The sequence below is a fragment of the Dokdonia sp. Hel_I_63 genome, from assembly GCF_007827285.1.
Taxonomy (GTDB): domain Bacteria; phylum Bacteroidota; class Bacteroidia; order Flavobacteriales; family Flavobacteriaceae; genus Dokdonia.
The window spans coordinates 2,655,790-2,675,818 of sequence record NZ_VISD01000001.1; the positions used below are offsets into that span (position 1 = coordinate 2,655,790).

Below are 20,029 nucleotides of genomic sequence, written 5' to 3' on the forward strand. Positions count from 1 at the left end.
TATTAAACCACTATGAAGAAATCACTATATATTTTATTCATGTTGTGCGTATGTTCTAGTTATGCACAGAATGATTTAAAAAAAGCAGATGAGCTTTATGATAGACATATGTATGCAGATGCCGCAGTGCTTTATGATCAGCATCTCAATGACTCAGAAAAAGTATCGCCTGCAACCTGGCAGCATATAGCAGATACGCATTACAATCTCAAAAATTATGAACGTGCAGAGATTGCATACACAAAAACCTTTGATGCGCTAGGATACACGATGGAACCTGCACATATTTGGCAGTATTTTGATGTGCTTCGCTTCTTAAAAAAGTATGACCAAGCAGATGATTTTTATGTAGCTTATTTAAAGCTCTCCAAAAAAAATAAGGAGCTGAATAGATATTATGAGGAGAAATCTAGATTTAATGATATTCTAGCAAATGACACGCTCTACCAGATTAGAAACCTTGAGATTAACTCTAGCTATGCAGATTTTGGCGGTTCCTTGTATAAAAATAAACTGGTGTTCTCAACAGCTCGCAATGATGAAGAAAACAAACTCTATAAAAGAGATAATACTCCTTACCTATCGCTCTATGAAGCCACGATAGATAGTACTGGTGCATATTCTAATATTAAACTTTTTAGTGAAGATCTAGAGACGCAGTACCACGATGCAACGGCAACCTTTTACAATAATGATCATACCCTCGTATATGCATCAAGTGCACAATCTGGCTCACGTAAAATTTACACAAAGAACAAGAGAAACTTTTTTAAGCTCTACCGTGTGCAGATTAACGATGATAAGTTTGATAAAGAGGAACTCCCTATTAACGGGAATGGCTATTCCATAGGGCAGCCTTTTGTAACTATAGATGGTAGTCAACTGTATTTTGTGTCAGACATGCCAGGTGGTTATGGCCGTGCAGATATTTATGTATGCGATATACGCGAGGATGGCTCGCTCTCCACCCCTCGCAATCTGGGCGATGCGGTAAACACACCATATGATGACTTTTTCCCTTTTGTAAAAAACAAGGAACTCTATTTTGCCTCTAAGGGACACGTAGGTTTTGGCGGCCTAGATATTTACAAAGCGCAGCTTAGAGACGGCATTTACAGTAATGCCCGCAACCTCGGCCTTGGGATTAACAGCAATGCAGACGACTTTGCGTATGTGGCAAGTAACGTTAAAAATGAAGGATACTTTAGCTCAAACAGAGAAGGCGGTAAAGGCGACGATGATATTTACTCCTTTGTATATGATCGCGGCGAGTGCTTCCAGACCTTAGAAGGAACCGTTACAGACTCACAAACAGGCGCACCTTTACCAGCAGTGACTATCATCGCTTATGATACAAGTAATAAGCAAGTAGCCGAAACCTTTACTGACACTGCAGGAACCTACACCCTACAGATGGGTTGTAATATTAAATACAATATTAAGGCATCAAAAATAGGCTACTCAAAAGATGAGCTGGACTTAAATACAGGCACAGAGCCTAATGGGCTTATTAACTTTGTAGATTTTAAACTGGCTAACCTTTCAGACATTTTTGTTACAGATGGTGAGATAGAAAAGATTAAAATCAACCCTATTAATTTTGAGTCTAACCGTTATGCGATTAACATATTTGCCGCACAACAACTCCAGCGCATTATTGATATTATGAACGAATATCCTGCGCTTATCATCAAGATAGAATCTCACACAGATCAACGTGGTGGAGCGTCATATAATCAGACCTTATCAGAAAATAGAGCCATCTCTACCCGTGACTATTTGATTAAAAACGGTATCACGAGTTCGCGCATTGAGAGCGCCAAAGGTTTTGGCGAATCTAGGCCCATACACATTTGTGATGAGGCAGACGATAGCTGTACAGAGGTGCAGTATTTAGAAAATAGACGTTCAGATTTTATTGTGGTTAGAAGGTAGCACACCTTGCTCTTTACCCAATGACTGTAAGCCTTCCTAGTTTCCCCAACGCTAGTGAAGGCTTCTTTTTATGCAAGCCTTTAATAGCTGCAGACTCATGGTGTGTGGAGTTTTCACGCTTTCGCGAAAGCGTACCATAAACACCTCATAAACAGCACCTCATTTGCAAGCTAGGGCGCTATAAAAGATGGTATATTTAGCGCAGTATTCATCTAATCACGCGCCATGAAATATACCCTATTCCTCCTCACCCTACTCTGCATACTCACGGGATGCACACAGAAAGAAGCGACCTCAAAAGAAACCGTTACTGCCTACTACAAGGCCGTTGCCGTAGGAAACTACAATGAAATAAGCAGCTTGATAAGCGATAGCATCACCATCACGGCGGGAGATTATGTGATGCCTTTTGACAAAGAAAGTTACTACGAGCACTTTAAGTGGGACTCCATATTTAAGCCCTCCTATGAGCTGGTTTCCATAGAAAACGACAACGAGCAAGTAATCGCTACGGTAGCCGTGAGCTCACTTCGTTTCGAATTTTTAAAGAACAACCCACTCACCTGCAGTCATAAAATATACCTACATGACGGCAAGATCACTAAACTAGAAGAAATAACCTGCATCGATGTAAACTGGGATGTGTGGCAACAAGAACGCGACTCCCTAGTAGCCTGGACCGCCCGCAACTACCCTGAGCTAGATAATTTTATTAATGACCTGAGTATGAAAGGTGCGATAAAGTATAAGAAAGCGATGGAGTTGTATGTGGGGGGTGGTGTGGAGGATTGAGAAAGGGTTGAAGTATAGACTTTCTGATTATATCTTAGGTTTCTTTGCTTTAGAATATTGTCAACTCTGCTTCTATATTTCTAGAAGATGAGCCGTTTGGAAGTAAAATCTGGATGGTTTGTGGCCTAATCATAAAACAATTACCAGATAGTTAGAATCTACGATCTTTAGATGCTAGGTTCTTTAATAATTTTTACTGGATTAACAACTGGTAAAATCAATCCTTCAAAAAGTGTATTTCTGGTGAAAGTCAATAACATACCTCTGGCAGTTGAAAAAGAAAGACCTACTAAAGTAGCTGCTAGTAAAATATTCATCTTAACGCTATCCTTATCCATAGTTAAATAGTCTTGTAAATTATCAATATGAAACAAAAACAAGAGTTCAAAAAAACTTTTACCCATTAAGCCATTGTTAGTGGATCGTGCATCTGCCTCTATTAATAAAGTGAGTGCTACACGATTATTTGTATCATCCCAAGATAGGTCATGAGCAAACCGTAAGTCAAAATCATCTGCACCAGCAACTATATTTGTATCTGGACTGCGCTCTAATTTTGCATTAATTGTTTTAATGTCTTGTAAATGAATTTTTTCTGGTATAATTTTAACCGCTGCCATTATGATGCTATTTCTAAAGATCTACTGCGTGTAGTTCCTAATCCCCTAAAATTTGCCATATTTATGTCCTGGGATGGTTTTGCAGGAATAGTGAGTTGGATATATCTACCATACTTTAATTGAGCCTCATCACATGTCATGATGATTTTTTCTCCTATAGCAACTTCCATTTTTGAGATGGTAGGTGTGGTAAGATTATGAAAGCCGCTTAGCCACTTGCTTACTTCACTAGGGCTTTTACCTAACTTAATAGCAAGGTCGTTTTGAGACATACCTTTGCGCTGTAAAAGTAAAAGCACTTGATTTGCTATAGCCATATTATTTGACATAGTTGCTTTTTCTTCTGGAGTGATTCTGTTTTTTATTCTTTGTAATGCGTTCATAAGTAGATGTAATGTTGTTAAGATTTAAAAAAGTAATTAAAACTCTATTTTTAAATCTGGTAAAAACGTGATGTCTGTAAAATCATGATTCCATTGTATCTCTTCTTGTTCTTTTAATAAATCATCAATAATGCCAGCTATTTTGTTTGCTTGTAGAAAATACTCTCTGACGTTAGTGCATTCTTGTGCTGTTTGTGCAGTTTTAACGCCACCATTAAATAAGATGACGACACTTTCATTCAATCGTAAAGTATATAATCGTAGTTGAGTCCCTATAAATAAGGTTTTGAATTTTCCTTTATTAGGTGGTAATGCGGTAAGATCGCTATGAAATTGCTCTGGTCTAAAAAAATCTTCTCTTGCTCCATATTTATCACCTATTTCTTGTTCTAAAAATATAATAATCTTGTTAAGATCTTCAAGATGGTCTTTATATTGCTCCATGCGATTTAAAAAGTTGTAAAATTCACTTCTCGTCTCGTCATGCGTAATTTCATTTAACACTACAGAATAGTAAGTCACTTTAGAACTTTCTAAACCTTTAACACGTATTAATGATGCAAATATATTCACTTTAAAGTTAATTATAGTACAATTATAGTTATTTTAATAGTCCTAATCGATGAATAGCTAATGAAATTACGCTCAATTATCATCTATTTATTAATATAAGAGTTGACATTATCATACAACAACCTCTTTTCCACCCTCAAAAACCTCCCTCAAAACACTTTGCTTCATCATCTAGCTATGTTACTAACTTAATTATATTTTTTACAAGAGTCATAAAAACTCTGAATCTCATCGTAATATTTATATCCTTCTAATTTTTCAATTACATCTTCATAATAAAGAGGCCTTATTACTAATTTTTCAAGTACGGGTTTAAACTTTGTTTCAAACCATTTTTTTCTATCTCCATAATCATCTTCATCTTTGTATTGGTCAACCCTTTTTTCAACAGTATCCAAAATATGCTTCTCATTAAAAAGCTCTTTTAAATTCATTTTGTTTTTGTCGTTCTTGTTCTTCTTTTCATATTGGTCTACAGGAACCACTAAATAAAAACCAAGCGATAAGCCATCAAGCGTCTCTAATTTGCCAGCTTTATCAACCGTTTCTGCTATACAAGCAACATATCGCGCTGCTTGATTATAAAATGAAGCATTAGTAACACCTGTAGAGAATCCAGAATTAATTTTTGCTTCGAAAATATTTAATTTGTTTCCTATTAATTTTAAAAGACCTTTATTTTTAGCACTTCCAATTTCAAAATTACCTATTGCACCATCTGCGTGCGTGTGACTCTCTGCTAAGCGTTTTATTTTACCATTTTTCAAAAATGGGCTAGTTAATAACCCCTCGCTAAAAAACTCCTCATTCTTATTTACGTGAAGTGGATGTTTTATTTTGCCAAAATCTGTAATAGCATACACTAAAACTTTTAATAACCAGCCTTCATTGTAAAATTCTGTTGGGTGGGTGTGTTTTTTCCAATACTCAAAAAACTCAAATAGCTTATTTAAATCGTAGCTTTTATCACTCATTTGTATCTCAAGTTAATATTAGTTAGCAACCTCTTTTCTTCCCTCAAAAATCTCCTTCAAAACACTTTGCATCATCATCTCGCTATGTTGCTGGCTTTGTTGTACTTCTTGCTCTAGCGCATCACATAAACCCATTAAAGCGTTGACTTTTTCTACAATGGCTTTTTGTTCTTCTAGTGGTGGAAGTGGAAATAAGAAATTTTTGACAATGGTTCCTGACACTTCCTTAAAAGTAGTTCCAGAAGCATTCTCATTGGCATCTTTAACAATGGAATTTAAGTATATATAGATATACTCGTTCATCTCCATAAAGTATGGCACAGAAGATTTAAATCCTTGATTAGTTGAAAAGTCCTTCAATCCGATTGCGGTATGACCTATTGGTGCTCGACTAGAAAACATTACTGAACCCTTTGGCATAAGCTGAGCTGAACTCTTTTCAAGTCCAAGTTTAGTTATATCTCTTCTACCTCTTTCAACGTATTTTGTTTTGCTTTTTCCAAGGTCGGCTGGCGTGAACCAAGAAATTCCTTCTTCACTAAAATATTCAGGATTACTTGATTTGGGAGTTCCTCCACCGACAATTAGTGATATCATTCCTAATTTACTCCAGACCCAACCTTCCGGTAATTCATAAGGAATTTTATCTTCCGTAATTGGTGGTAAGGCTTTTTCTTTTTTTATTTTTTTATCTGCAATGAGCTGTGCTTTCTCTTTTTGGATGCGATCGAGTAGCTTTTGAGCATGAAAATCTCCTTCGACAAGCTCAGGATGATTGGAGCGCCAGTCTGCTGTTAATTTTCCTTGAACTGCTAATTGTAAAATGGTTTCTCGTAGCTTTTTAATGTTTGTAGTTTCATTAAAGAAGCTTTTAAAATGCTCTTGTAGGTTTATCCATTCTTGGTTTGTGCTATTGGTAGTAAGTTGTTGTAATGCAGATGTAACAAAATCTTCTTTTAACCCAATACGTGCTACCGTTAATTGCTCTAATTGTTCTACTTCTTTAAAAAGCGTTTCTACTACGTTTACAATTTCTTTTTGTTCTTGTAGTGGTGGAATTGGGATTGGTAATGTTTCCCATTTACCTTTGTTTATTATTGGAGTTGCCGAACCAGATGCTTTGTCTAATACACTTTTTTGAAAATAAGGCGATTGACAAATTACTTTGACATAAACTGCTGGCATGAAAACAGGAGTTACCGTATTAATTTGCTGATTGCAACTCACATCAACTTCATTGATATTACATTTCCCAATACTTCCACCTATGCATACCATCATAATTGAATCCTTCGGAATTAATCGCCCAATTGATATTCCTAGTTCAGACAAACCAGAAACTGGGTATTTCATTGAATGATTTGATATATCAGCTGGTCCTATAAATGGGATAAAGTCACCATAATTTTCAGGATTTTTTTTGGGTGGAGTGCTTCCCGTTTGAGTAAAACCTGTATCTCTCAATCTACACCAATTCCAACCTGCAGGAATTTTATAAGGAATTTCATCCTCAATGAGTTTAGGTAGACTTTTTTCTTTATTGATTTTTTTATCCTTAACGAGCTGCTCCTTTTCCTTTTGTATTTTTTTTAATAATTCAGAAGCAGGCTCTACATTAGGATTTTCTTTACGCCAATTTGCCGTCAATTTTCCTTGTATAGCCAATTGTAGAATCAAGCCTTTTAGTTCTTGGGCGTTTTTAGGACGTAGGGTTAATTCTTTAAAGTGTTGTAGTAGTTGCATATGGTTAAGAGGTGGCTTGCTTAGGTTGTTCTTGACTCTAAATTGTTTTTGACTCTAAAACGTTCTCGACTATAAATCGTTCTCGACTGCGCTCGAACTGACATTGTTCTTGATTGCGCTCGAGCTGACATTGTTCTTGACTGCACTCGAACTGACGCTCATTTTTTATTTTTTTGCTTTCGCGAAAGCGTACTTACAATGAGTCTATTTTAATGCTTCTGTTAATACGTCTATGATTTTGTCTTGTATGGAAGAGATCTTAGTTTCGGTAGCTCGATACTTTTCTAAAATCACTTCTGGACTTTCTAAATGATCTGCTTCTTGATGTGGGTTTTTGATATCAAGATTATAACCGCGCTTCTTAATCTCTTCTATAGAAACTTTCCAAGCGTATTCATTTTCTACACGTTTGTTCCACCATTTTTTTTCTACATCAAACTCTTTGATGTTAATAGGTTTGGTTTTATTGTAGCTTTTGGCACCTTTTGGGTATTGGTGCTCATAATACCATACTTCTTTTGTAGGCGTACCTTTTTCAAAAAACAACAAGTTGGTTTTAATACCTGTATACGGGTTAAAAACGCCATTAGGTAAGCGAACTATGGTATGTAGGTTACATTTATCGAGTAGCTCTTCTTTAAGGCGTGTTTTCATCCCTTCGCCAAACAAGGTGCCGTCTGGTAATACAATGGCGCAACGTCCTTTATCTTTTAAGAGCTTAATGATGAGGGCAAGAAATAAATCTGCCGTTTCTTTAGTCCTGAACTTTTTTGGGAAGTTGGTTTCTGTACCATCTTCTTCTACTCCACCAAAAGGAGGATTAGAAAGGATGATATCGAGCTTGTCTTTTGCGCCCCAATCTGCATAGGGTTTACTGAGTAGATTATCTCTGCGCACTACTGGCAAGTCAAAACCGTGTAACATTAAATTTGTGGTACACAGTAAATGCGGTAGTGGTTTCTTTTCTATACCACGTATGGATTGTTGTAATACGCCTCTATCTTTAGGTGTTTTTACTTGGCTACGTACTGCATCAATAGTACAAGTTAAGAAGCCTCCAGTACCACAAGCTGGATCTAAAACGCTTTCTCCTAACTTTGGGTCTATCATATCTACCATAAACTGCGTCACGGCTCTAGGCGTGTAATACTCACCAGAAGAACCAGCAGACTGTAGGTCTTTTAATATGGTCTCGTAAATATCATTAAATAGATGACGCTCTGTTGTGCTATTAAAATCAATCTCATTAATAACATTTATTACCTGACGGAAGAGCGTTCCGTTTTTCATAAAGTTATACGTATCGTCAAAAACGGCACGTATAATTTTTGCTTGTGGGCTGATGGTAATGTCTAAGTCTTTTAAAGTAGGAAATAGCTCGTTTTCTATAAACTCCATAAGGGCATCACCTGTAAGGCCTTCATCGTCTGCCGCCCAGTTTTGCCATTTCAAGTTTTCTGGAATAGGCGATTGGTAATCATCTATGGTGATTTCCCATTCTTCTTCTTTATCGGCAAAAATCTTCATAAAAAGCATCCAGACCATTTGCGAGATGCGTTGTGCATCTCCATCTACTCCTGTGTCTTTACGCATAATATCGCGTATGCCTTTTATGTTTGTTGTTATGTTGCTCATTAAGCTATATTATATATTTCGTTTTCTAAATCTTTTACTGCTTGGTCAAAATCTTTCTTTTTTCCAAAAGCTCTTACTAACTCTACCGCCGAGCCTATTTGGTTAAGCGGTTGTACTTTAAGAATAGAGCCTTGTTCTATAGACACAATTCCTTCTTGCTCATACTTATCTAATAAACTATTCAACACCTTTTGTGCGGTCTCGCTGTATTTTGTGAAGTAATTGCGCTTGCGCACATTATTTGCTCTTTCCTTACGCGTTAATGCAGGTTGATCAAACGCTACGTGACATATTAAATCAAAAGCATCCAGATCTTGTCCTACTTCTTCACGAAGTGCTTCTAGTAAAACGCCGTGCTCTGCGAGCTCTTTGATAAGTTCTTCTTTCTTTTCAGACTCATTCCATTTTTGAATAAAATTATCCAGTGATTTAAACTCTTCCTCAATGTTTTTTTTAGAATAGTCCTTGAGAGATTCTGTTATAAGTTTTCCGTCTTTACCATAATACTGTACCCGCTCATTTACTACAGAAACAGGAATCTGATTTACAAAATACTTACGTATAACTTCTCCTCCCTCATCAATATTCACATTAGGTTGTGTAGGTTGAAAACCACCTAAACTTTCTGGTTGGCTTACATCTTGTGGAGTTTCCTCATTTTCATCTGGTGGGACAACCGGTTCATCTGGCTTAGGTTCATAAATCTGAACAGGATCACCATCAAAATCTGGTCTTGCAAAAATATTTGTTGCTTTTCTAAAATCCATGATGGTAAAATATACTTTCCCTTCTGCTTCTCTTATACGTGTTCCTCTACCTATAATTTGTTTAAACTCGGTCACAGAATTAATATTAGATTCTAAAACAATAAACTTTACCATTTTTGTATCAATACCCGTGGTAAGCATTTTTGAGGTGGTAGCAATTACTGGAAAAGTTTCTTCAACGTCAGTAAAGTTGTCTAATTCTTGTTTACCTACCTCATCATCACCTGTTATTTTCACGCAGTAATTCCAGTTTTTTGCTACGAGGTCTGCGTTTTCATTAATTAGCGCTTGACGCATTCTATTAGCATGATCTATATCTACACAAAAGACAATGGTTTTTGCATAACGGTCGGTTGCTTTAAGGTATTCGGTTATTTTTTTGGCAACTATTTCTGTACGCTCATCTATTGCTAATGTTCTATCGTAATCTTTCAAATTATAAATACGGTCTTCTACTTCGTTACCGTATTTATCTATCAAACCCTTAGTCGGTCGCCATCCTTCGTCAACATTAGTGGTAATTCTCACTACTTTATAAGGAGCTAGAAAACCATCATCTATTCCTTGTTTTAGTGAATACGTATATACAGGTTCTCCGAAATATTCCATATTAGAAACATCTTTAGTTTCTTTTGGAGTAGCCGTTAAACCTACTTGAGTTGCTGCTGTAAAATAATCCAACACATCTCTCCAAGCAGAAGCTTCAGAAGCAGAGCCTCTGTGACACTCGTCAATCACTATTAAATCAAAAAAATCTGGACTGAATTCTTTATATGCATTCTTATCTTCGTCGTTACTAGTAAGCCCTTGGTAAAGTGCAAAATAAATCTGATATGATTTATCAATTTTACGGTTCTTGATAATGTGCATGATATCATTACCAAATGGCGAGAAATCACCGTTTTTAGTTTGTGTTAATAGTGCATTTCTATCGGCTAGAAAAAGGATACGCTTTTTGACGCCTGTTTTCCAAAGGCGCCATATGATATTAAAAGCGGTGTAGGTTTTTCCAGTTCCTGTTGCCATAACCAAGATAATTCTATCTTGCCCTTTGGCAACAGCTTCTATAGTTCTATTGACTGCGTTTTGTTGATAATAACGCGGTGACATACCACTATCATCTGCATAATAATCTTTCTCAACTATTTCTTGCGCTTGTGGTGTGTCTAAATTTTTAAACTTTAAATATTTGTTCCATAACGTTTCTGGAGAAGGGAAATTATCTAAAGAGATTTCTTGTTCTAATGAACCATTAGAGTCTGTTTTATCATGAAAAACAAAAGAATCACCATTTGAGGTAAACACAAATGGAATTTGTAAAATTTCAGAATATTCTAAGGCCTGTTGCATTCCGTGACCAACTGCTTTCTTATTGTCTTTGGCCTCAATAATCGCAATAGGAATGTTGGACTTGTAATAAAGTATATAATCTGCTCTTTTACTTTTACCTCGAGTGTGCATTTTACCTTGCACGATAATTCTACCATCTGTAAAAGAAACCTCTTCTCTTACTTGCGTACGCATATTCCATCCTGCATTTTGAATTGCTGGATTAATGAACTTGGTACAAATATCTCTTTCCGTAAGATTTTTTTTATTCATTGATGATTGATGATGAGTTTGATGATTCAAGATACATATTTTGTAAGAAGTTTATCATTAACTGTGTAAGAATAACAACTTAAATAAGCTTTAACCAGAAACTTACTACACGGAACTTAAAAACAAACTCTAACCCGGAACAAAACAATCATAATTTACGTTCTAGTCTTACATTTAATAAGTATTATCTTCCAAAAAGAGAATATATAATTACTTTTCACAATCAAACCTAACACCCACCAATGACCATAGAAGACCTAGCAGGCACATACACCATCACAGGAAGCAACCAAAGTGCAGATGCAGCGGGTTATGAGGGCGAACTCACACTAGCGCTAGATGAAAACAAAAGAGTTGTTGCTACTTGGCTAATAAGTGATGATCAGCGCCAACAAGGAACTGGTTTCTTTAAAAATAACATCTTGGTGATTAATTTTAACTACGAGGGCGATGACGAGACCATCTACAAAGGTGTCGTCGTCTACCAATGCATCACCAAAGATCTACTAGAAGGCTTTTGGTCAGAAAAATATGGCAATCCGTTATACCTAGGTGAAGAACGCTGCTATAGAAAAGGGGTGAAAAAGGAGGTGCTTAATTAGGGGGTAGTTGGTAGTTGGTAGCGAGTAGTCGGTAGCTTGTAGTCTGTAGTTCTTAGTTGGTAGTCTTTTGACGATATTCAAAATTCATTTTTCCATATTCAATTCTCACTGTCATTCCTTATAAAAATTATAACGGGATTACCTACGGTGATCCCAGAGGGGAATCCTGGGCAAGCATGAAACCCTTAACGAGCGGTGCTCGTTATGTTTTTTGTTTTATCCCATCACCTACCAAGCCAGCTTGACTATTAATAATTGATGAAAAATAGAAAAAGGGATTACCTACGGTGATCCCAGAGTGGGAATCCTGGGCAAGCATGAAACCCTTAACGAGCGGTGCTCGTTAGGTTTTTTGTTTTCTACCCCTACTTTCAAGCGGAGATTACAAATAATTAATTGGTAAAAATTAGAAAGGGATTACCTGCGGTGATCCCAGAGGGGAATCCTGGGCAAGCATGAAACCTTCAACGAGCGGTGCTCGTTAGGTTTTTTGTTTTCTACCCCTACTTTCAAGCGTAGCTTGACGTATGGTTATAAAACAAAAAACCCGCAACAACGTTGCGGGTTTCTTTTGCGGAGAATGAGGGACTACAAATAGCACAAACATCATAATGCAATAATACTAGACGCACTCTGTAAACAACACTAAAAGTCAACAAAACATGACATTCACGTCATATCTTAATATTGTTATTGATGTTAATAGATTGTTTTAATTTGAACACAGCCGTACAAATATCGTACAATAGATTTATATTTGTACGATAAATATTTATATGGCTACAGTTAACTTTTTATATCGCTCCACTAAGGATAAAGCATTTCTTCACTTAAGATTACTTCATCGTGATAACAATATTGATTACGTAATAGGGTCAAATACTAAACTTGAAGTAACTAAGGTATATTGGAGTAAACATCACACAAGTAAACGTCAAAGAGATATTGAGATTGCAAATAAGCAAATTGAGGTTAAAAGTGAATTAAATAAAATTGAGAACCATGTCCTCAAAAATTTTCACAAAACAGAGTCAAGCTCAATTGACAAAAAGTGGCTTCAGAATACAATTGAAGATTACTACAACCCTCCACAACTTACAGACGGTTTACCTAAAGAATTATTAGCCTATATAGATGTTTATATTGACTTTAAAAGACTTGAGCTAGCAGATAGCACCATAACTAAGTTTAATGGCGTAAAAGGGCTTATAAGTAGATTTCAAGTTGAAAAGAATAAGGTCGTGTTAATTAGTGAGGTCAATCTAAAATTCAAGAAAGAATTTGAAGATTATTGTTTTGAAAAGAAATATGCCCCAAATACAGTTGCTAGAGCAATTAGATTTATAAAAACTTTTTGTAGACATGCGTATAGCAATGGACTCGAAGTAAGTTATCAATTGGGTAATATCAAGTCCAAAAATGTCAAAACCGAAAAAGTATATTTAACACGCGAGGAATTAGAAGAAATAGAAAATACCGATTATAACGAACACCTAGATAATGCTAAGGATTGGTTAATTATAAGTTGCTACACGGGTCAGAGAGTATCAGATTTCATGCGTTTCACAAAAGATATGATTAGGTATGAAATGAATAAAACCGATGGCAAAATGAAACCACTAATAGAGTTTACACAAAAGAAGACTAGTAAAATAATGACTGTTCCACTTCACAATAAAGTCATTGAAATACTTGAGAAAAGAAATGGGAATTTCCCATCGTCAGTCTCTGATCAAAAATATAATAAGCATATTAAAATAGTTTGTCGTGATGCTAAAATAAACTCACTTACAAAAGGAAGTAAAAACTTAGAAACAGAAGAAGGAAGTAAAATTTATCGTAAAGTACCTGGAACTTATCCTAAATGGGAATTAGTTACTAGTCATATTGGTAGACGTTCTTTTGCCTCTAATTTTTACGGAGAAATACCTACAACATATTTAACCTATATTACAGGTCATAGCACGGAAGTTATGTTTCTGAACTATATAGGGAAGAGCAATAAAGACAAAGCAATGGAAATGACTAATTTCTTTTAATGCTTTGCAATACCTTATTTTTGGTCTCTATCTTATCTTAATATTATTGTTTTATGTTTAGCATTTGGGAAACTTTTGAATTTAAAATTTACCTAATTGGTAGCATTTATGATGTGGATGAAATCGTGCTGAAATATGGAGATTGTGATTACAAAAATGAGAAAAAGATTGAAAGGTATTTTTCAAAGTATGAGAACAGAAAGCCAAATGAATGGAAAGAAATTTCTGTAACGAAAGAAGAGTATCTAGAATCACGACATATTGAAGAAGAGCAATATATGTCAGACTTAAATTATCAAGACATAGATACCGAGTTCTGCATTATGTGTTTAGAAAGTGAATTTCTTAATAACATAATTCCAGATACTAAGACTATTTTTTTAAATAGAGTAAGCGAGCTAATTATAAATTCAGAATTTGAAGGAAAGTCAAAGGTTTACTTAAATGAGATTCTGGATGGGCTAACTGATTGTATTAAGAATTTAATATTCATTACAACTAAGTCTTACAACAAACCTAATGACATACAAATATTTGTTATAAATTCTTACCTAGAAAGCTACAAAAAGACTATTAGCATCATAATTTCCAAATACAAATTTATTGATCCTTTTCTTATTGAAAACTTTTTAATGAAAAATTCTCAACTATTGGAAATTGATACCATTAGTCAAGAAAACCCGCACCCACTTATCTTTAGAAGTTTAGAAGGATTCCTGATTTTTGAAAAATTACATAATGATTATAAGAAAGAGAAGTATCATTTAGCAAACTATAGCTTTCTTTTTTACGCTTTAGAAAGAGATGGTCTATTAAATTCAACTCAAAAAAGCTTTAGAGATTTCTTAGCAACTCAAAACATTTTCATAGATAAAATTGATGCTAGACAAGCAGGAAGAGATAATAAAAAAGTGAATTATTATAGAACTATATATGACTCAGTCTTAAAAGCACACTAAAAGCACGATCTAAGAACACTACCGTGTCTTTGTAACCTTTAAAGCAGTCGGAAATTTGCACCATAATCAAAACTATTGAAATATGGAAGCAATACAATTTCTTCAAACTACACCCGAGCAGCTCGCAGAGAAAATGTTCAACAACGTTAAAGGTTTATTGATAGATTTTAAAAACTCCTTGCCCACTTCTGATCCCGATGAACTAATGAGTAGAACACAAACCTGCGATTATCTTCAGATAGATTCCTCTACTTTATGGAAATGGACTAAGACAGGTAAAATAAAAGCTTATGGTATTGGAAACCGCAAATATTACAAGAAAAAGGAAATAATTGAAAGTCTTATTCCTGTAACTATCGATGAAAATAGATAAAACTCATCATAGAACCATTTCTCTTGCTAGGATAATTTTAACCTAGAAACAATTCAAAATTTTATCAAAATGACAATCTGTAAAACCTACGGAGTAGAAATCTATTGTCTTAATTCAAATAACAAAATGAAAGTAAAAACTCACAGAAAACCGATTTATATTATAATCGACGACCTCTTATTTAGACAACTGGAGGAGCATGTAACATATTGGAATAATAATCTTCTTAAAGGCTCGACGAAATTAAACCTTGACTTTATGGTTTATTTTATTGATTTAATCAGTAAAAAATCAATTGAGAGAAAAACAAAATTAGTCCATGGTTATATCAGATTAAAGGCCGAATATCTCAAAACAGTTCTGCACAATTATAATTATCAAATTGATTTTCTTTTATCAAAAGGCATCATTAGCCGTATACCTTATTCAAAGGGGAAAAAAGAGTCATTTGGTTATAAAATTAACGTGCCTGATGAATCTTTGAAAGCTAAGAAGTTCAGAGTATATGACTTTAATAGCTTCACCCTAAGAAAGAAATTAAATCTAAAACAAATATCCTCTAAGAAAAACGCAGATTCGACTACAAGTCACATAACAAAATGGTTACGAAACAATATAACCTTTGACTATGAAAATGCAGTTAAATATTTGAATAGCAAAACCATGGAGGATGCAAAACTATATCACAGACTATACTGTTGTGAAGTTTTGAAACAAGGCGTTATCAATTATAGTAGAGAAGGCAAAGACAATAGGTTACACTCTACCTTTACTAGTTTACCAAGTGAGTTAAGGCAGTTTCTGAAATTTAAGAGTAACAAGAATGAATTGGTTTCTTTAGATATTAAAAGTTCACAACCTTTTCACCTGGCAGGAATTATTAATTTGATATTGTTAGAGGATTACAAGAGAATAGAATATCTATCTAACTTTATTAAATTGAGTAGACTAAGAAATAAATTTCTATCCTCCTTGTCTGTAATGATTCCGAAAATGACTATAGAGCCTGCTATCATTGAGCTAAAGGAATTTATTTCCATTGTTACTAATAAAGATTTATATGAATATATAGGCAGTAATTTTTCATCAGAGCATTTAAAAAAAATAGAATCAGGAAAGAGCTTTAAAGATAAGTTTTACAATCCTAGTACACGTAAAAAGTCTATTAAGTCCTTTAATTCGTTAAGAGCCTATTGTAAGCTAGCAATGTTAGAATATATGTACTGCTCAAGCAAATCTAAAGAGATGAGATATTTGGAAATACGAAGAATATTACCAAATGTTTTAAACGAATTCATAGATACCTTAAAAGAAGTAAATACAGGTTTGAAGGATTCTAAAAATGACTTTCCGATTATACTTCAAAATATTGAAGCTGGATTATTTCTAGATGTTCTTTGTAAAGAATTTCATGAGAAACATATAGACACACCATTTATTACAGTGCATGATAGTATTATGGTAGATAAGTCTAAGAAAGAAATCGCCTATGAGATGTTCACCAATGGGTACAATAATATTTTTGGAATAACACCCGTACTTGGTTAGCTTTTAACAACTATAAAAGAAGATATTCTATTATATTGTAGCCTCACCACAAATAAAATTGACAGCTACATTTATGAGCCAAAATATATTACAATACGAATCTAAAGTATGGTCTACTGCCGACCTTCTAATTGGTGCAGGAATAAAAACATCAGACTTTCCAAAATATATGATGCCTTATTTTGCAATGATAATGTTGGAAAGTAGATTGGTAAGACATTATAAAGAATTATTAAAAGATTTTGGAGCAGAAACTATTGATGATATAGAAGATGTTAACGATTTCTTTGAAGAGTTTAAAGATTATAACATCGGTTATAACGAAGTTGTAATAAGGCAAAACAAAACCTTAGCAGACATCTGTAAAAATGATACAACATTCGATAACGATTTTGATACCTACCTAAAAGCATTCGACCCAGAAACAAAAGAACTATTAGGAGTTGATAGAGGAAATACAGAAGAAAAGTATTTAGATATTTCAGGACTTAGCGGACAATTACGTAAAAAGAATATCCTTTTTGATACCGTTAAAAAATGGAGTGAAATAGATTTAACATCTTTTAATAACTCTGATATAACCACTTTAGAAGAACACATAAAACGTAAATGGGCTGATATTTCTGCTGAAACTGCTGGAGAGCAATACACGCCAGATGATATTATAGCATTAATTACAGAAATTATCTTATCTAAAATTGAAGACAACGGAGAGTTTTTAACTATATACGACCCAACGTGTGGTGGAGGAAACTTACTTTTCGGTGTGGAAGATATTATTCAAAAAAGCTATAACAGACCAACAAAAACCTACGGTGAGGATTGGAGTGATAGTTTATATGCATTAGCAAAAATAGAAAGTCGTTTTCGTACAGATTCAGATATTCGTTATGGTAACACATTAACTAATATTTCATTTATAGAAAAACAGTTCGATGTTATTGTAGCAAATCCGCCTTATGGTGTAGATTGGAAGGGCTACAAAAAAGATATTGAAAACGATACTACAGAACGTTTTCACGCATTACCATCCATTTCAGATGGGCAATTTTTATTCACACAACATATTTTATCGCAGTTAGATGCTAAAGGATTAGCAGTTGTAGTTCATAACGGTTCAACCTTATTTAGTGGTGATGCTGGAAGTGGTGAAAGTAATATTAGAAAGTATTTCTTTGATAATGATTGGGTCGAAGCTATTGTACAAATGCCTACAGATGAATTTTTCAATACAGGTATTTACACCTATTTATGGATTTTCAACAAGAATAAAGCAGAAGAACGTAAAGACAAAGTAATCTTAATTAATGGTAGTGATTTTTACGAGCCTTTAAAAAAGAGTAAAGGGAAGAAGCGTAAAGAAATGACACCTGTTAAAAGAGAAACAATTATTGAAGCGCTAACCAATTTTGAAGATACAGATTACGCAAAAGTATTTGATAAATGGCATTTCTATTTTAACAAACAAGCTATAATGTTGACTAATGTTGATGAAGATGGAAAAACATTTGAAAGCCAATTACCTGTTAAGAAAAATGCAGCAGGTGAAGAAATTAGGGCTAAATCTATAAAACTAAATCCTACTAAAATAAAACAAGTTACAGAAGAGGAAACCATAGAAATAACAGACTTTGAAATTAAAACCTTTGATACAGATAAGTACGATAATTTAAAAGAATATTTTGATACTAATATAAAACCTTTAATAAACAGCTTTGATTATAAAGAAGCAGATTTAAAAGTAGCAACAGAAAAATCAAGCTATTATTTTGATGCTGAAAAAGAATCTATAATAGAACAAGTTGGTGGTACTAAAACAGCTTTAGGTTGTGGTAAAATAGTAATTAAAGCATCTTACAAAAAAGCAACTAAAACTAAAGATGCATATATATTAATTACAACCGAATTAACACCAGATTACGAGAAAGATTATGAGATAATACCATACGCACCAAACGAGGTAGACAACCAACAGAATATTGCCAATTTTATGGCAAAATACATTACCAAACCGTTTAGATATATAGAAAATACAATTGGTGTAGAAATCAATTTTAATAAAGTATTCTATAAACCAGAAGAGTTACGTTCGTTAACTAAAATTACAACCGATTTACAAAACTTGGAAGATGATTTGTTGAACCTTGAAAAAGAATTAGCAATTTAATGGAAAAGTATAGCGAATATAAAGATTCTGGTATTGAGTGGCTAGATGAGATTCCTGAAAATTGGAAACTTGATAGAATTAAAAATATTGGAACTGTTAAGGCAAGAGTTGGCTGGAAAGCTTTAAAAGCTTCTGAATATGTCAAGACTGGATATTTTTTTCTATCCACCCCAAACATAAAAAAAGTTAACATTGATTATAAAAATGTAAACTATATAACAAAAGAAAGGTACTATGAATCACCTGAAATTATGTTAAAAGATGGAGATATTCTTTTGGTAAAAGATGGTTCAACATTGGGGATAGTTAATATTATAACAAATCTTGAAGCAGAAGGAACTGTCAACAGCTCTATAGGTGTATTAAGATTGAAAAAACAGCATAATAAATATTTTTATTATTTTTTAAAGTCAAATTATCTTCAAAATATTATAGGCTTAAAAAAGGAAGGAATGGGAGTTCCTCATTTGTTTCAAAAAGATATTAATAACTTTACTTTATCAATCCCACCTCTAAAAGAACAAACCCAAATAGCCAATTACTTAGACGTTAAAACTACAGCAATAGACAAAAAAGTAAACTTATTACAGCAAAAAATTAAACACTACAAAGCCTACCGTAAAACCCTAATTAATGAAACTGTTACCAAAGGTTTAGATAAAACAGTTAAACTAAAAGATAGCGGTATTGATTGGATAGGAGAAATCCCAGAACATTGGGAGGTTAAGAGAATTAAAGATATTTTTAATACACTTGCAGGTGGTACACCATCAACTAAAGAAAAATCATTTTGGATAGGAGAAATTCCTTGGATTCCGTCAGGAGCAGTTCAGAATGGAGAGGTTAATAGTAGTGTCATTAAATCTTATATTTCAGAAGAAGCATTGTTAAAGACTTCTACAAAAATGGCAAGAAAAGATTCAATATTAATAGCTTTGACAGGAGCTACTTGTTCTAATATAGGATATTTAAATTTTGATACAACTATAAATCAATCTATAGTGTCAATTGATTCAAATCAAAAATATACTTCTCATAGATACTATTTCTATTTTTTAATTTCAGCAAAAGAAAAAATCAGAACATTAATGACAGGAGGTGCGCAAGGAGGAATTAATCAAGGTGATGTTAAATATTTCAAAATATGTTTTACTTCTAAAACAGAACAACAACAAATAGCAGATTATTTAGATGCTAAAACAGCAACAATTGATAAAATTGTAAAAAATATAGAAACTCAAATTGTCACATTAAAAGAGTTGCGTAAAACATTAATAAACGAAGTAGTAACAGGTAAAGTAAAAGTAAGCGCATAAT

16 protein-coding genes are annotated in these 20,029 nt (G+C 33.9%); 9 read left to right on the top strand and 7 right to left on the bottom strand.

Annotated features, from left to right (window positions below):
* Positions 1–12 precede the first annotated feature (12 nt).
* Positions 13–1,935, top strand: coding sequence for an OmpA family protein (locus tag JM84_RS11565; RefSeq protein WP_144784387.1), 1,923 nt, complete (start codon positions 13–15; stop codon positions 1,933–1,935).
* Between the two features lie 225 nt (positions 1,936–2,160).
* Positions 2,161–2,727 (top strand): hypothetical protein, encoded by a 567-nt coding sequence (locus JM84_RS11570; protein ID WP_144784389.1) that lies wholly within the window; start codon positions 2,161–2,163, stop codon positions 2,725–2,727.
* 167 nt (positions 2,728–2,894) lie between these two features.
* On the opposite strand, the gene JM84_RS11575 is transcribed toward JM84_RS11570, so the two are convergent.
* From JM84_RS11575 to hsdR, 7 genes are all read right to left on the bottom strand, one after another.
* On the bottom strand, positions 2,895–3,347 hold the full coding sequence (locus tag JM84_RS11575) for a hypothetical protein (protein WP_144784391.1): 453 nt from the start codon (positions 3,345–3,347) through the stop codon (positions 2,895–2,897).
* Positions 3,347–3,730, bottom strand: a complete 384-nt coding sequence (locus JM84_RS11580; protein ID WP_144784393.1) for a helix-turn-helix domain-containing protein — start codon at positions 3,728–3,730, stop codon at positions 3,347–3,349. The genes JM84_RS11575 and JM84_RS11580 overlap by 1 nt, the downstream gene beginning before the upstream one ends.
* A gap of 36 nt (positions 3,731–3,766) precedes the next feature.
* Positions 3,767–4,303 (bottom strand): hypothetical protein, encoded by a 537-nt coding sequence (locus tag JM84_RS11585; protein WP_144784395.1) that lies wholly within the window; start codon positions 4,301–4,303, stop codon positions 3,767–3,769.
* 188 nt (positions 4,304–4,491) lie between these two features.
* Complete coding sequence (locus JM84_RS11590) at positions 4,492–5,277, bottom strand: hypothetical protein (protein WP_144784396.1); 786 nt, start codon at positions 5,275–5,277, stop codon at positions 4,492–4,494.
* Between the two features lie 18 nt (positions 5,278–5,295).
* Positions 5,296–7,020 carry a restriction endonuclease subunit S gene (locus JM84_RS11595; RefSeq protein WP_144784398.1) on the bottom strand — a complete coding sequence of 575 codons (1,725 nt, stop codon included), beginning with the start codon at positions 7,018–7,020 and terminating at the stop codon, positions 5,296–5,298.
* A gap of 204 nt (positions 7,021–7,224) precedes the next feature.
* Positions 7,225–8,655, bottom strand: a complete 1,431-nt coding sequence (locus JM84_RS11600; protein ID WP_144784400.1) for a class I SAM-dependent DNA methyltransferase — start codon at positions 8,653–8,655, stop codon at positions 7,225–7,227.
* Positions 8,655–11,024 carry an EcoAI/FtnUII family type I restriction enzme subunit R gene (gene hsdR, locus JM84_RS11605; RefSeq protein ID WP_144784402.1) on the bottom strand — a complete coding sequence of 790 codons (2,370 nt, stop codon included), beginning with the start codon at positions 11,022–11,024 and terminating at the stop codon, positions 8,655–8,657. The genes JM84_RS11600 and hsdR overlap by 1 nt, the downstream gene beginning before the upstream one ends.
* A gap of 242 nt (positions 11,025–11,266) precedes the next feature.
* On the opposite strand from hsdR, the gene JM84_RS11610 reads away from it, so the two are divergent.
* The 7 genes from JM84_RS11610 to JM84_RS11640 all read left to right on the top strand — a co-directional run bounded on the left by JM84_RS11610 (position 11,267) and on the right by JM84_RS11640 (position 20,028).
* On the top strand, positions 11,267–11,626 hold the full coding sequence (locus JM84_RS11610) for a hypothetical protein (protein ID WP_144784404.1): 360 nt from the start codon (positions 11,267–11,269) through the stop codon (positions 11,624–11,626).
* A 776-nt stretch (positions 11,627–12,402) separates the two neighbouring features.
* Positions 12,403–13,665 (top strand): tyrosine-type recombinase/integrase, encoded by a 1,263-nt coding sequence (locus JM84_RS11615; RefSeq protein ID WP_144784406.1) that lies wholly within the window; start codon positions 12,403–12,405, stop codon positions 13,663–13,665.
* A 53-nt stretch (positions 13,666–13,718) separates the two neighbouring features.
* On the top strand, positions 13,719–14,624 hold the full coding sequence (locus JM84_RS11620) for a hypothetical protein (RefSeq protein ID WP_144784408.1): 906 nt from the start codon (positions 13,719–13,721) through the stop codon (positions 14,622–14,624).
* Between the two features lie 82 nt (positions 14,625–14,706).
* A complete protein-coding gene (locus JM84_RS11625; RefSeq protein ID WP_144784410.1) occupies positions 14,707–14,997 on the top strand; it encodes a helix-turn-helix domain-containing protein in 291 nt (96 codons plus the stop codon).
* 258 nt (positions 14,998–15,255) lie between these two features.
* Complete coding sequence (locus JM84_RS11630; RefSeq protein WP_144784412.1) at positions 15,256–16,545, top strand: hypothetical protein; 1,290 nt, start codon at positions 15,256–15,258, stop codon at positions 16,543–16,545.
* A 73-nt stretch (positions 16,546–16,618) separates the two neighbouring features.
* Entirely contained in the window at positions 16,619–18,712 is a 2,094-nt protein-coding gene (locus JM84_RS11635; RefSeq protein ID WP_144784414.1) for a class I SAM-dependent DNA methyltransferase, read from the top strand.
* Positions 18,712–20,028, top strand: coding sequence for a restriction endonuclease subunit S (locus JM84_RS11640; protein WP_144784416.1), 1,317 nt, complete (start codon positions 18,712–18,714; stop codon positions 20,026–20,028). The genes JM84_RS11635 and JM84_RS11640 overlap by 1 nt, the downstream gene beginning before the upstream one ends.
* Position 20,029: the final 1 nt, after the last annotated feature.